The 13,413-nt window shown below is 72.1% G+C and carries 10 protein-coding genes; 4 read left to right on the top strand and 6 right to left on the bottom strand.

Annotation, left to right across the window (positions count from 1 at the left end; all coding sequences use genetic code 11):
* Positions 1–132: 132 nt before the first annotated feature.
* From ACWGDE_RS27040 to ACWGDE_RS27015, 6 genes are all read right to left on the bottom strand, one after another.
* The gene (locus ACWGDE_RS27040; protein WP_453391639.1) at positions 133–339 is read right to left on the bottom strand and encodes a hypothetical protein; all 207 of its coding nucleotides are present in this window, start codon (positions 337–339) and stop codon (positions 133–135) included.
* Positions 339–1,202: a sugar-transfer associated ATP-grasp domain-containing protein gene (locus ACWGDE_RS27035; RefSeq protein ID WP_453391638.1), complete on the bottom strand. Its 864-nt coding sequence runs from the start codon at positions 1,200–1,202 to the stop codon at positions 339–341. The genes ACWGDE_RS27040 and ACWGDE_RS27035 overlap by 1 nt, the downstream gene beginning before the upstream one ends.
* Positions 1,199–2,389 carry a 7TM domain-containing protein gene (locus ACWGDE_RS27030; RefSeq protein WP_453391637.1) on the bottom strand — a complete coding sequence of 397 codons (1,191 nt, stop codon included), beginning with the start codon at positions 2,387–2,389 and terminating at the stop codon, positions 1,199–1,201. Before ACWGDE_RS27030 ends, ACWGDE_RS27035 begins: the two co-directional genes overlap by 4 nt.
* Before the next feature lie 67 nt (positions 2,390–2,456).
* On the bottom strand, positions 2,457–3,311 hold the full coding sequence (xdhC, locus tag ACWGDE_RS27025; RefSeq protein WP_453391636.1) for a xanthine dehydrogenase accessory protein XdhC: 855 nt from the start codon (positions 3,309–3,311) through the stop codon (positions 2,457–2,459).
* 1 nt (position 3,312) lies between these two features.
* Positions 3,313–5,715, bottom strand: a complete 2,403-nt coding sequence (gene xdhB / locus ACWGDE_RS27020; protein ID WP_453391635.1) for a xanthine dehydrogenase molybdopterin binding subunit — start codon at positions 5,713–5,715, stop codon at positions 3,313–3,315.
* Positions 5,712–7,193 (bottom strand): xanthine dehydrogenase small subunit, encoded by a 1,482-nt coding sequence (locus ACWGDE_RS27015; protein WP_453391634.1) that lies wholly within the window; start codon positions 7,191–7,193, stop codon positions 5,712–5,714. Before ACWGDE_RS27015 ends, xdhB begins: the two co-directional genes overlap by 4 nt.
* Before the next feature lie 594 nt (positions 7,194–7,787).
* Between ACWGDE_RS27015 and ACWGDE_RS27010 the strand changes: the two genes are divergently transcribed.
* The 4 genes from ACWGDE_RS27010 to ACWGDE_RS26995 all read left to right on the top strand — a co-directional run bounded on the left by ACWGDE_RS27010 (position 7,788) and on the right by ACWGDE_RS26995 (position 13,268).
* The gene (locus tag ACWGDE_RS27010; RefSeq protein ID WP_453391633.1) at positions 7,788–8,981 is read left to right on the top strand and encodes a serine hydrolase domain-containing protein; all 1,194 of its coding nucleotides are present in this window, start codon (positions 7,788–7,790) and stop codon (positions 8,979–8,981) included.
* Positions 8,982–9,097: 116 nt separating this feature from the next.
* Positions 9,098–9,565, top strand: coding sequence for a hypothetical protein (locus ACWGDE_RS27005; RefSeq protein ID WP_453391632.1), 468 nt, complete (start codon positions 9,098–9,100; stop codon positions 9,563–9,565).
* Between the two features lie 97 nt (positions 9,566–9,662).
* Positions 9,663–10,856: an MFS transporter gene (locus tag ACWGDE_RS27000; protein ID WP_453391631.1), complete on the top strand. Its 1,194-nt coding sequence runs from the start codon at positions 9,663–9,665 to the stop codon at positions 10,854–10,856.
* A gap of 393 nt (positions 10,857–11,249) precedes the next feature.
* A complete protein-coding gene (locus ACWGDE_RS26995) occupies positions 11,250–13,268 on the top strand; it encodes an RICIN domain-containing protein (protein ID WP_453391630.1) in 2,019 nt (672 codons plus the stop codon).
* Positions 13,269–13,413: the final 145 nt, after the last annotated feature.

The raw sequence follows: 13,413 nt of genomic DNA, 5'->3' as shown, positions 1-13,413 counted from the left end.
ACTGAGCTGCGCCACCCGGGTCCTGGCGGCCCTCCTGGCCCGCGACGCCCGCCTCCGCCCGGAAAACCGCTGATCCCCGCCGCGGGGACGGCCGTCCCCGCGGCGAGTACGGTCCCCGCGCCGTGAGTACGGTCATTCCCGCGGCGGGGCCGTCGGCCCCGGCGTGACTCCCGTCGGCCCGGGCCCCGGCGCGGAGCTCCGGACATCGGCCGGTGCCTCCCGCGCGGGATCGGTGTCGGCCGCCGGCCGCGGCTGCTGGGCTCCCGCGGCGCTGACCGCCAGGAAAGCCCCGGCCGCCGCGGCCACGACGATCTTGGAAACGAGTGCGGTCCAGCGCATCAGGAACTCCTCGGGTGGGTGGTCGCGGCCATCAGGCCGTGACCGGTGACGTTCTGGATCTGAAGACCCGGGCGGGCGTTGACCTCGAGAATCAGCGGCCCCCGCTCGGCGTCGACGACGATGTCCGCACCCAGGTAGCGAAGACCCGTCGCCGCCGCGCACCGGCGGGCCGCGTCGAGTACCTCCGGCCAATGCGGGACGGTCGCCCCGATGAGGAGTTCACCGGTGTCGGGGTGCCTCTCGGCCGACTCCTTCCCGACGAGGGCATGGGTGATCCGGCCGGTGGCCAGATCGACGGCGGCGCCGATGGCCCGCTGGTGCAGATTGGCCCTCCCGCCGCTGAACCGGGTGGGCAGACGCAGCATCGCGAGCCGCGGCCGGTCCCCGTCACAGATCACCCGGATGTCCGGCAACCCCTGGTGGGACAGGCGTGCCAGCTCCGGGTGCGCCCGGATCAGGGGTTCGAACATGGCCCAGTCGCTCGGGCGGGGCGAGAACTCCCCGTCCAGGATGCGGCGCAGCTGCTCGGCGACCCGTTCCCTGGACACGCGCTGGCCGCAGGACGAGGCCCAGTTCCTGCGCCTTCGGCCGAAGGCCAGCAGGATGCCGTTGCCGCCCAGACCCTGATTGGGCTTCAGGGCCCAGCAGTCGGGCAGCCCGTCCCAGTCCAGGGTGGCGATCTCCCGGCGGGAGCGCAGCAGGGCCAGGGTGGGGGAGGTCGGGGCACCGGCCGCGGCCAGTGCCTCCTTGGTGGCGTACTTGTCGTTGACGAGCCGGATGGCGGCGGAGGAGTTCTCCTGGGCGATCCGGGCGTTGCGCAGGTTCATGCCCATGACCGGGTCCCAGCCGCGGAGCCGGATCACGACGCGGCTCCCTGGGCCTTCGCCGCGGGGGCGAACCGGGAGAGCTCGCTCAGCCGCAGCCCCCGGTACGTTCCGGCGATAGCCGTCCACACCGCGCACGCGATCGCGAGCTGCAGGGGCACCGCCTCGGCGAGGTGGCGTACGTACGGGGTGAGCAGGAGCAGCGCCACCAGGACGGCCGTGCCCATGGTCAGGGCGGCCCCCTCGACCGCGGCCCGGACACCGTCCAGGTCCCAGGCGTCCCACAGGCGTTCGGTGATGATCGCGGTGACGACGACCGGCAGCGACATGCCCCAGGAGTCCGAGAGCCCGAACCCGCCCAGGCCGAGCTGGGCGGCGATCAGCCCCGAGGTGACCACCGCGATCAGCACGCCGAGGCGGGCCACGCGCGGCAGGTGCAGGCGGCGCAGTACGGGCTGCATGGCGAAGCCGAGCGCGAACATCACCAGCGTGAGGGGCACGCCCAGGGGCAGACCGGATTGGGCGTACGCCAGGGCCAGCAGCACCGGGCTGAACGTGCCCAGCGTGTTCAGCCCGACGACGACCCGGAGCAGCACGATCAGCAGGGCCGCCAAGGGCAGCAGGGCCATCATCGACACCGGGTCGATCGCCGGTGCCCTGGCGAACAGGATCCGCAGCGCGGAGGGCGCGGCGGTGGACTCGGGCCGGGTCAGGAGCCGCTTGCCCACGGCCACGTGCAGCCCCTGGACCTCCTGCCGGCCGAGCAGGACGGGGGTTTCCCGCTTGGCTCTGCTGTTGACGCTCACCTTGGCGACGAACGACCGGCCGGCCAGCCGCACCGTGGTGTCGACCACCGGGCGCTTCTCACGGCCCAGCGCCGAACCGACGGTGATCCTCGGGGCCGCGGCGAGATCGAAGCCGAGCTCCTTGGCCAGAGCCGTGTCCAGGGAGGACGCCGACGCACCCGTGTCGATCAGGGCGAGCACCTCGGCGGTCTTGCCGTTCGGTCCGCTGACGCGCACCATCTCGCGCTCACCGATGACCTCGGGCGACCGCCCCAGGGACCGGTCGGGGGACCCGAGCACGCCGAGCAGGAGAAGACCCAGACCGGCCACGGCCGCGAGCACCTTCACGAACACCGGCGTCCTGCCGCGACCGCGCCGATGCCCGCCGGCCTCACCGCCCCTGCCGTCCGGACCCGCTTCGTTCTTCAAGAAGTCATGCATGCCGACAGCCTCGGCCGCCGGCCGGGGTGTCCAGTAGTAACGATCGGCCGGAGCAGGGCAACGAAAGTTACGTGCCCGGCGCCCCACCGACCCTGTCCGGCACTGCCCGCAGGCGGTCCTGTTCGAAGGTACGGAGCAGGTCCGCCGCGACGCTCACCGCGATCGTGGCGGGCTCCTTGCCGGTGATCCCGACCGTTCCGATCGGGGTCTTGATCCGGTCGATGGCTTCCTCGTCGTGGCCGCCCTCGGTGGCGAGGCGCTGCCGGAACCGCGCCCATTTCGCGGACGAGCCGATCAGACCGATCGAGCCGAGACCCTCGGTGCGCAGCGCGGCATCGCACAGCGCGGCGTCCTCGGCGTGATCGTGGGTCATGACCAGGACGTGGGTGCCGGGCGGCAGCTCCGCGAGCACCTCCTCCGGGAGCAGCGGGGTGTGGTGCACGTGGATCTGCGCCACCGCGTCGGCGAGCACGCCGAGCCGCTCGACGGTGAGCATGTCGGGACGGCTGTCGATCAGGTGCAGATCGAGCTCGTGGCGGGCCAGGATGCGCGCCAGTTCCAGTCCGACGTGCCCGACGCCGAAGACCGCGACCGCCTCGACCACGGGCAGCGGTTCGAGCAGCACGGTGACGGCCCCGCCGCAGCACTGCACGCCGTGCCGGCCGGTGACCTTGTCGTTGAGGGCGAACTCCATCAGCTCCGGCTCCTGCTCCGGATCGGACGCCGCGTTCAGCTCGCGCGCCCGGTCGATGGCCACGGCCTCGATGTTGCCGCCGCCGATCGAACCCCACGTCTCGGTGCGTCCCACGACGAGTTTGGCACCGGCCCGGCGCGGCGCGTGGCCGCGCACGGTCGCGACGGTCACGAGCACGCCGGGTTCCCGGCGTGCCCGCAACCGCGCGACCGCGGCCACCCAGCCCATGTCAGGCATTGCTCACGGCGCTCGCGTCGACGGGTACGGCCGCGCCGTCCTCGGGAGCGCCACCGGCGGTCGGCGCACCGCCGCCGCGGACCGCTTCGATCGCCCAGTACACCGCTTCCGGCGTGGCGGGCGAGGCGAGTTCCACGCTGACCCCGGCGGGCCCGAACGCCCCGGCGGCCTGCCGCAGCGCTTCGCGCACCGAGAAGGCCAGCATCAGCGGAGGCTCACCGACCGCCTTGGACCCGTAGACCGCGCCCTCCTCGGTGGCGTTCTCCAGCAGCCTTACGTTGAACTCCTCGGGCATCTCGGAGAAGCTCGGCAGTTTGTACGTGCTCGCCGCCTGGGTCAGCAGCCGGCCGCGGTGCGGCCCGTCGCCGGCGTCCCACCGCATGTCCTCGAGCGTCAGCCAGCCGGCGCCCTGCACGAAACCGCCCTCGACCTGACCTATGTCGATCATCGGGGAGAGGCTGTCGCCGACGTCGTGGACGATGTCCACCCGCCGGATGCGGTACGCGCCGGTGAAACCGTCCACCTCCACCTCGGTCGCCGCGGCGCCGTAGGAGAAGTACTTGAACGGGGAGCCGTGGAAGGCCTTCGCGTCCCAGTGCAGCCCCTCGGTCCGGTAGAAGCCGGCCGCCGACAGCTGGACCCGCTGGAAGTACGCGGTGCGCACCAGATCGTCCCAGGCCAGCTCCTTGTCGTTGCCGAGCGCCCGCGCGACGCCCTCGACGATGCGCACGTCCGAGGCGTTCACGCCCAACTGGGTGCCGGCCACCTGGAGCAGCCGCTCGCGGATCTGCTCGCAGGCGTTCTTCACCGCCGCGCCGTTGAGGTCCGCCCCGGCACTGGCGGCGGTGGCCGAGGTGTTGGGCACCTTGTCCGTACGCGTCGGGGCGAGGCGCACCTTGTCCAGCCCGATGCCCAGCGTGGTCGCGGCCACCTGCAGCATCTTCGTGTGCAGGCCCTGCCCCATCTCGGTGCCGCCGTGGTTGATCAGGACGGAGCCGTCCTTGTAGACCAGCACCAGCGCGCCGGCCTGATTGAAGGCCGTGAGGTTGAACGAGATGCCGAACTTGATCCCGGTGATCGCGAGCGCCCGCTTGGTGTGCGGGTGCGCGGCGTTGAAGGCCGCGATCTCGCGCTTGCGGCCGGCGATGGCCGCGTCCTCGTGAACCTGCCGCCAGACGGTGGAGATCCGCTCGGGGTGGGGGACCGGCTGGCCGTACGGGGTCGAGTCGCCCTGCCGGTAGAAGTTGCGCTCGCGCAGCTCCGTCGGATCCAGGCCGAGCAGCGGTGCGCACCGGCCCATGATGTCCTCGATCACCAGCATGCCCTGCGGTCCGCCGAAGCCGCGGAAGGCGGTGTTGGAGACCTTGTTGGTCTTGGCGATGCGGCCGGCGACGCGCGCGTTGGGAATCCAGTACGTGTTGTCGATGTGGCACAGCGCGCGGGCCACCACGGGCTCGGACAGGTCCAGGCTCCAGCCGCCGTCCGCGGTCAAGGTGGCGTCGAGGGCCTGGATGCGGCCCTCGGAGTCGAAGCCGATCTTCCACGTGGCGTGGAACCCGTGGCGCTTGCCGGACATGGTCAGGTCCTGGGTCCGGTTGAGCCGGACCCGGACCGGACGGCCCGTCAGGCGGGCGCCGAGCGCGGCGACGGCCGCGAACCCGTGCGGCTGCATCTCCTTGCCGCCGAAGCCGCCGCCCATCCGCAGGCACTGCACGGTCACCTCGTGGCTGTGCAGGCCGAGCACGTGCGCGACGATCTCCTGCGTCTCCGAGGGGTGCTGGGTGCTGCTCTGGACGAACATCTGCCCGTTCTCGTCGACGAGGGCCAGGGCCGCGTGCGTCTCGAGATAGAAGTGTTCCTGATCGGAGAACTGGAACTCTCCGGTGAACACGTGCGCGGACTCGGCGAAGCCGGCGTCCACGTCGCCGGTCAGCATGACGGGCCGGGCGCCGTGGAAGCTGTTCGCCGCGATCGCTTCCCGCAGGGTGATCACGGAGGGCTTCTCGTCGAGCTCCACCTCGACGGCCGCCGCACCGAGCCGGGCCGCCTCCAGGGTCTCGGCGATCACCCAGGCGACCGCGTGGCCGTGGAACATGACCTCGTCGGGGAAGAGCGGTTCGTCGTGCTTCATTCCGGCGTCGTTGACGCCGGGCACGTCGGCGCCGGTGAGTACGCGGACCACACCGGGTACGGCGAGCGCGGGCCCGGTGCGCAGCGCGATGATCCTGCCGTGGGCCTTCATGACCTGGACGGGGTAGGCGTGCAGGACGTCCTTGGTGCGGTGCACCAGGTCGTCCGTGTAGAGCGCGGCGCCTGTGACGTGCAGGTTCGCACTCTCGTGCGGCATCGACACACCGACGACGGGCTTCTCGGGACGTTCGGACAGATGACTCATGACGACACCGCCTCGGTGGTTCGCGCGTACAGCTTCAGCAGGCTCTGGCCGAGCATCGCGGAGCGGTAGCCGGCGCTGGCGCGGTGATCGTCCATCGGAGTGCCCTCGGCGCGCAGCACCCGGGACGCGGCCTCGACGGTCTCCGGCGACCACGGCCTGCCCTCCAGGGCGGCCTCGGTGGCGAGGGCGCGTATCGGGGTGGCGGCCACGCCGCCCAGGCCGATGCGGGCCTTGCGGACGATCCCGTCCTCGATGTCGAGCGCGAACGCGACCGCCACGCTGGAGATGTCGTCGAAGCGCCGCTTGGCGATCTTGTGGAAGGCCGTGACCGTCGACAGGGGCAGCGGGATCCGGACCGCACGGATCAGTTCGCCGGGACGGCGCACGCTCTGCCGGTAACCGGTGAAGTACTCCGAGAGGGGGACCTCGCGTTCGCCGTCGGCGTCGGCGAGCACCAGCGAAGCCTCCAGCGCGAGCAGCACCGGCGGGGTGTCGCCGATGGGGGAGCCGGTACCCAGGTTGCCGCCGAGGGTGGCGCTGTTGCGGATGAGCCGGGACGCGAACTGCGGGAACAGCTCCGCCAGCAGCGGGACGCTGCCGTCGAGGCGGCGTTCGATCTCCGTGAGCGTCTGCGCCGCACCGATCTCGATGCGGTCGGATTCGACCCGCAGCTCCCGCAGTTCGGGCAGCCGGTCGACGGCGACCACGCAATTCGCCCGGCGGGAGCGGATGTTCACCTCCACGCCCCAGTCGGTGCTGCCGGCGACGACCACCGCGTCCGGCCGCTCGCGCAGCAGCCGCAGGGTCTCCGCCAGGGTGCCCGGCCGCAGGAACGAGCCCTCGTCCCGGGTGTATTCGGTGGTGGCGGGTTCGGGCGGGGACTGCTCGCGGCGCAGGGCCAGGGCGTCGTCCTCGGCGGGCGCGCCGACGGCGAACGCGGCGTCGCGGATCGGGCGGTATCCGGTGCAGCGGCACAGGTTCCCGCTCAGCGCGTGCAGATCGAACCCGTTCGGGCCGTGCTCGGCGTCGGAGGCGCAATCAAGGCCGGTGCCTTCGGCCGGGTCCGCGTGCGCGCAGCGGTCGGGCCGGTAGTACTCGGCGGCCATGCTGCAGATGAACCCCGGTGTGCAGTAACCGCATTGGGAGCCACCGCGGACGGCCATCTCCTCCTGTACGGGGTGCAGCGCGACGGGCTCGCCGGACTCGCCGGCCGTGGCGAGACCTTCGGAGGTGACGACCTCCTGACCGTCGAGCGCCGCGACCGGGACCAGACAGGCGTTGACCGCCACCCAGTCGGTGGGCTTGTTCACCCCCGGCCGGGCCACCAGGAGAGAACAGGCGCCGCACTCACCCTCGGCACAGCCCTCCTTGGTGCCGGTGAGACCGCGCTCGCGCAGGAAGTCCAGCACCGTGGTGTGGGGTGCGGCCGGCGAAATCGGTGTTTCTTTTCCGTTGACCGTGATCCGCGCCGCTACCATGGCAGGTCCTCATTTCGGCGCGTGGTGGATCTGACTGTCCTAGTCGCCATTTCAGGTGCTTTCTCTTCACAGTGGCGCAGCTCGACAACCCGGCGCGCAACAAATCGGCACGCAGCGGCGTGCCGTGAACGGTGACAGTGGTGGAGAAGTACCGGGGCCACGATCGGGCACACCGGGAAAAGGGGCTGGTCAGCAGCCGTGTGCTACACGACCCGGAGCCCAGGCGATCTGGTGTGCGAGGCGAAGCATTTCGGAGACGGTCGACATCCGGATTCGCCTCCTTCCAGGGGCTCACGCGTTGGTGCGGAGAAAGTTACGTTGCCGCAGGTTCGCCGGTCAAGCCGGTGCCGGTCGCTTGTCGGTCGATTCCACGAAGGACGCCCACCGGGCGCGGGGGGTTCTCGTACGCGCGTCCAGTGGCGCCCGCCGCCCCCGTCCCGCCGCCCCCGTCCCGCAGTCCGCTGTCCGCCGCCCGGCCGACGGTCAGGGCCGGACGGGCCATGCCGCACCGGGGTGCGGCCGCGTCGCCGCGGGCACCGGCGCGGCTGCTGTCATCGTGGGCCACCGCGTTCCGTCTCCCCGGGAGGTACCTCCGTGTCCCGACGCCCGTACGGCCACGCCGGCCGGCTCCGCCCGTCGCTGCGCCTGGTTGCCGCCACCGCCGTGTGCGGTGCCGTGCTCGCCGCCTCCGTACAGCCCGCGCAGGCCGGAGCGGACCGCAATCCGCCGCCCGGGTCCGGCCTCCACCAGGAGCTGAAGGAGCTGGTGGAGAGGCCCGACGGACCCCCCGGAGTCATCGCCGTCCTGCGCGACGGCGACCGTACGCAGGTCTACCGGGCGGGCGTGGCGGACGTGGAGAACGGCCGGCCGCCGAGGGCGACGGACCACATGCGGATCGCCAGTGTCGCCAAGGCCTTCAGCGGAGCGGTGGCGCTGAGGCTCGTCGACCGCGGACGGCTGCACCTGGACGACACCATCGGCGAGGTGCTGCCCGGCCAGCCGGAGGCGTGGCACGCGGTGACGCTGCGTCAATTGCTGAACCACACCAGCGGATTGCCCGACTATTCGGGATCGCAGGGATTCCGCGACGTCATCTCCGAGGACCCCCGCCACCGCTTCGACTCACGGAGCCTGCTGGAATTCGTGGCCGACGAGGATCTCGCGTTTCCGCCGGGCAGCAACTACCAGTACTCCAACTCCGACAACATCGCCGTCGCCCTCATGGCCGAGGCCGCCACCGGACGCCGGTACGAGTCGCTGCTGCGCGAGCTCGTCCAGGAGCCCCTGGGCCTGGAGGCCACGAGCCTGCCGCAGGGATACCGGCTGCCCGCGCCCTTCCTCCACGGCTACCAGATCGACCCCGAGGAAGGGCCCGTCGACGTCAGTGAGGCCGTGAGCGCCTCGGGAGCCTGGGCGGCCGGGGGCATCGTCTCGACGCCCAAGGACCTGACCGCCTTCATCCGGGGCTACGCGGGCGGCGCGCTCGTCTCGGAGCGCACCCGTCGGCAGCAGTTCACGTTCATCCCCGGCGCCCTGTCCCAGCCCCCTGGCCCCGGCCGCACCGAGGCGGGCCTGGCGATCTACCGCTACACCACCCGCTGCGGAGCCGTGTACGGCCACACCGGCAATACGGCCGGCTACACGCAGCTGGTGGCGGCCACGGCGGACGGCCGGCGCTCGCTGACCTTCTCGATCACCACGCAGACCTCCCTGACCGCCAACCCCGACCTGCTCGCGCAGGTCCGCGAGGTCCAGGAGGACTTCGTCTGCGCCCTGCTGCACAGGTGACCCGGGCGGCCCCGGAGGCCGACCGCGCGGTTCCCGGCGCGCGAGGTTGACACCGATGCGGGAAGCTGGGGATGCCGCAGTGCCGGCGGTGGGCAGAGTGGCGAGGAAGGTCCTTCGTGAACGGTTCAGCAGCTGGCCGCCCCGTACGCGCGCCCCGGCACCCGAGGCGCGCGGCGACCCTCCTGTGCGTCGCGGCGGCCCTGACGGCCGCCGTGGCCCCGGCCTCCGCGCGCACCGATCCACCGGATCCGGTCGTGGTCGTCGACTGCTTCTCCCAGGCCCAGGTGCGCCCCGAGGAGTACCTCCTGGCCTGCGGCGACGGGAACAACCGCCTCGTCGGACTCCGCTGGGACACCTGGGGCCCGGGGAACGCGACGGCCACCGGCACCGACATGGTGAACGACTGCCGCCCCTACTGCGCGGTGGGCCGCTTCCGCGCCTACCCGGTGAGGGTGACCCTGGGCAATCCGGCGATCTGGCCCGAGCACCCCGACCTCCGGCGCTTCACGACGATCAGGCTCCTCTACACCGACACCGCGCCGGACCCGGTCCCCAAGGACGTGACCTACAAGCTCGTGTACTGACCGACCGGCCGCCTGTGACTGACCGACCGGCTGACTGGCGGCGCGCCGCGCCCGTCGGGCCCGCTCCGGGGCACCCCGCGGGCTTACCGTCGGCGGCATGGACGGTGATCGCCGGGGTTGGCGCCAGTGTTTGCTCAGCGGGGCGGTCTTCGCCGTGTGCATGGCCGGCACCACACTGCCGACCCCCCTCTACGGCCTCTACCAGGAGAAGTTCGGTTTCTCCGAGCTGATGGTCACCGTGGTGTACGCCGTGTACGCCTTCGGGGTCATCGGCGTGCTGCTGCTGGCCGGCAATGCCTCGGACGCCGTGGGCCGACGGCCCGTGCTGCTGGCGGGGCTGGCTTTCGCGGCGGGCAGCGCCGTCTGCTTCCTGTGCGCCGACGGGATCGCCTGGCTGTACGCGGGCCGGCTGCTGTCGGGTCTGAGCGCCGGCCTGTTCACCGGGGCCGCCACGGCGTACGTGATGGAGCTGGCTCCGCACGGCGGCGCCTCGCGGGCCACCTTCGTCGCGACGGCCGTCAACATGGGCGGGCTGGGCTGCGGTCCGCTGCTCGCCGGGTTGCTCGCGCAGTACGCCCCCTGGCCGCTGTACCTGCCGTTCGCCCTGCACCTCGCACTGGTGGCCGGCTCGGCCGCCGTCATGCTGCGGCTCCCGGAGACGGTACGGGACCTGCGGCCGCTCGGCACCGTACGGCCGCAGCGGCCCGGCCTGCCCCCGCAGGTGCGGGCGGTGTTCGGGCCGGCGGCGATCGCCTCGTTCGTGGGGTTCGCGCTGTTCGGGGTGTTCACGTCCGTGAGCCCGGCGTTCCTCGCGGAGTCCCTGGACGTGCACAACCACGCCGTGAGCGGGCTGGTGGTCGCGCTGGCCTTCTTCGCCTCGACCGCCGGACAACTGGCCGTCGGCCGGGTCGGCGTCGGGCGCTCGCTCCCGCTGGGGTGCGCCGGGCTCCTCGCCGGGCTGGCGCTGCTCGCGGGCGCGCTGCGGTGGGACCTGCTGCCGCTGGTGGTGCTCAGCGCCCTCGTCGGCGGACTCGGGCAGGGGCTGGCGTTCCGCGGGGCGCTGGCCGCGGTGGCAGAGGCGTCTCCCGCCGACCGGCGGGCGGCCGTGATCTCCACGCTGTTCGTGGTGGCGTACGCGGGCATTTCGGTACCGGTGATCGGGGTGGGCGTCCTGGTGGATCCGCTCGGACTGGAGGGTGCGGGGCTGGTGTTCATCGCGTGCATGGCGGTGCTCGTCCTGTCCGCGGCCCTCTACCTGCTCCGGCGTCCGGTGCGGACCGCCGGGAGCTGATGGGAGCCGAGGGGAGCGGACGGGAGCGGACGGGGGCCTTCCTCACGGGTCGTGACGAAGGGAATTCGACAGGTAGTAATTAGATGAATCCCTGACTGAATTCTCGTCAATAAGCGCGCTCCCTCTATCTCGATTTGATAACGACTCTGCCGATAAGGCCTGGACCAATTATGCGTGACGCGCGTAACTAGGCTTATTTTATTGGAGTTTGATTGTTCGTCAGATTTGGCGGACAGGTAACGGAACGATATCTCGGGCCGTACTCCTCTTTGTCCGAATTCTCCGCCGCATTCGTCTGGCAGGCTTCCGCGCACCCCACTCATCCCACACGGACTTGAGGTGCCCATGACAGGACGACGTAGACGGCGTGAACACCGCCGCAAACCGCGGCGGTTGATACTCCTCACCGCCGCCACGGCCGTGGCGGCGGTGATCGCCGCCGGCATCGCCTACTCCGGACTGGGCGACGGCGCCCAGGCGGTGACCGCGCAAGCGGCGGCGGAGGCCGCCGCACCGGCCGCCGCACCCGCCCGGGACCAGGAGCCCGAACCCCTCGCGAGCGCGCCCGCCAACGAGAACGCGCGCGGCATGGTCTACGACGGCCTCGCCCCCGCACCCAAGGGCGACCGGTGCGCCGGCGTGTACCGGACCGGTGCCGGTCTGTGCACCCACGGCCCCGACGCCCCGCCCAAGGGCGTGGACATCACGAAGGACATACCGCCCGCCGTCAAGGCGTCGGCTCCGGCGGCCGATCCGGCCCGCCCCGCCACCGACGACCCGGCGAGCGGCGAAGGCGGCGGGCGTCCTCAGGACGCGCCCGCGGCCGACGCGGACCGCACCGCCGACAAGTCCGCCGCACCCGCGCCCTCGGCCGCCGGCCAGGAAGTCGCCGCCGGCCCCGCGGGCCAGACCGTCCAGTGCGACGGCGACGGCAGCACCGGCAACCGCGTCCAGGTCGTGTACGTCCACGGCCCCGGCCGCGACCGCTACTCCGAGTACGTGGCCTCGTTCCGCAAATGGGCGGCCGACGCCGACCTCATCTACGCGGCGAGCGCCCAGGAGACGGGCGGCATCCGCCACATCCGCTACGTGACGGCCGCGGACTGCACCCCCACCGTGCTCAACATCGAACTCCCGGACTCGGCGCTCTCCGAGTTCAGCGCGACCAACGCCGCGCTCGCCGGCAAGGGGCTCGACCGCCGGGACCGCAAGTACATGATCTTCGCGGACACCCAGGTCTACTGCGGCATCGGCACCTTCAACGGCGACGAGCGGCCCGGCCAGGCCAACCTCAGCAACTTCGGCCCCTCGTACGGTCGTACGGACTCCGGCTGCTGGGGCGGCCACACCGCCGCCCACGAACTCGGCCACAACCTGGGCGCGGTCAACAACAGCGCCCCGAACACCAGCCGCGGCGCGCACTGCACCGACGAGTTCGACGTCATGTGCTACTCGGACACCCCGTACTACCCGCAGATGCGCAACGTCTGCACCAACCAGGCGTCCGAGAACATCCTGGACTGCAACCACGACGACTACTTCCACACCAGCCCCAAGGCCGGCAGCTACCTGGCCACGCACTGGAACATCGCCGACAACCAGTTCCTGATGCGCAACAAGGGCGGAGGCGGCACCGACCCCGGTCCGAACCCCAACCCGAGCCCGAGCCCGACGCCGACCGCGAAGCCGACGCCCACCCCCACGCCGACCAAGAAGCCCACGGGCGGACCGGCGGTGACGGTCGCCCAGATCCAGTCGGACTCCGTCGTCGTGAACTGGCCCAAGGTCGAGGGGGCCGCCTGGTACCAGGTCCTGCTGAACGGCAAGCACCTGGCCTGGGTCCAGTCCCCGGTGCTGCGCGTCTACAACCTCCGGCCCGACACCTCCTACACGGTCGCGGTGTCCGTCCGTGACGGAGCCGGCCGCGACAGCGGACCCGGAAAGGCCGCGTCCTTCCGTACGAAGGGCACGGGCGGCGGCGCGACCACCCCCGGCGCCCGGTACCTGCTCGGCAACGGCAGCACCGGCATGAACGCCGAGGTGTGGGGCGGCCGCAGCGCCGACGGCACCGTGCTCGTCGGTGCGCGCGCCAACGGATACGCCCAGCAGCAGTGGTACTTCGACGACGCGGGCAACGGGCTGGTCCGCATCCGCTCCGCGGTCTCCGGCAAGTGCCTGCAGCCGGGCGGCGCTCCGGCCGCGGGCATGTGGATCGCGCAGCAGCCCTGCGGCGGCGCCGGCGCGCAGGCCTGGAAGCTGACCTCCCGCGGCGGCGCGGTGACCGTCACCGATCCGAGCGGCGGCTTCGCACTGACCGTGAGCGGCCGCCCGTACTACGGGAACTGGCTGCTCGAACTCCAGCGCGCCGACGGCCGCGCGGCGCAGGCCTGGACCGTGCAGAAGGCCGGCTGACCCCTCGGGTCCCGATGTCCCCCCGGTGGTCCGCCCCCCCGCCCCGCCCGCCACCCGCCCCCACCCCCCAGATGAGGCACCGCCCGACGGGCACAACGACCCGTTGGAACGCGCCCCCGAGCGCCCCGGGGCGGTGTAAGGGGTC

The organism is Streptomyces sp. NPDC054956 (genome assembly GCF_053609185.1).
The sequence above is the reverse complement of the archived record's forward strand: the minus strand, read 5'-3'. Positions and strand labels throughout refer to the sequence as shown.

What these genes read in the sequence shown, in the direction of transcription:
- ACWGDE_RS27040 (WP_453391639.1), bottom strand. Translation starts at nt 339, where the DNA reads ATGCGCTGGACCGCACTCGTTTCCAAGATCGTCGTGGCCGCGGCGGCC.
- ACWGDE_RS27030 (WP_453391637.1), bottom strand. Translation starts at nt 2,389, where the DNA reads ATGCATGACTTCTTGAAGAACGAAGCGGGTCCGGACGGCAGGGGCGGT.
- xdhC (WP_453391636.1), bottom strand. Translation starts at nt 3,311, where the DNA reads ATGGGCTGGGTGGCCGCGGTCGCGCGGTTGCGGGCACGCCGGGAACCC.
- xdhB (WP_453391635.1), bottom strand. Translation starts at nt 5,715, where the DNA reads ATGAGTCATCTGTCCGAACGTCCCGAGAAGCCCGTCGTCGGTGTGTCG.
- ACWGDE_RS27015 (WP_453391634.1), bottom strand. Translation starts at nt 7,193, where the DNA reads ATGGTAGCGGCGCGGATCACGGTCAACGGAAAAGAAACACCGATTTCG.
- ACWGDE_RS27000 (WP_453391631.1), top strand. Translation starts at nt 9,663, where the DNA reads ATGGACGGTGATCGCCGGGGTTGGCGCCAGTGTTTGCTCAGCGGGGCG.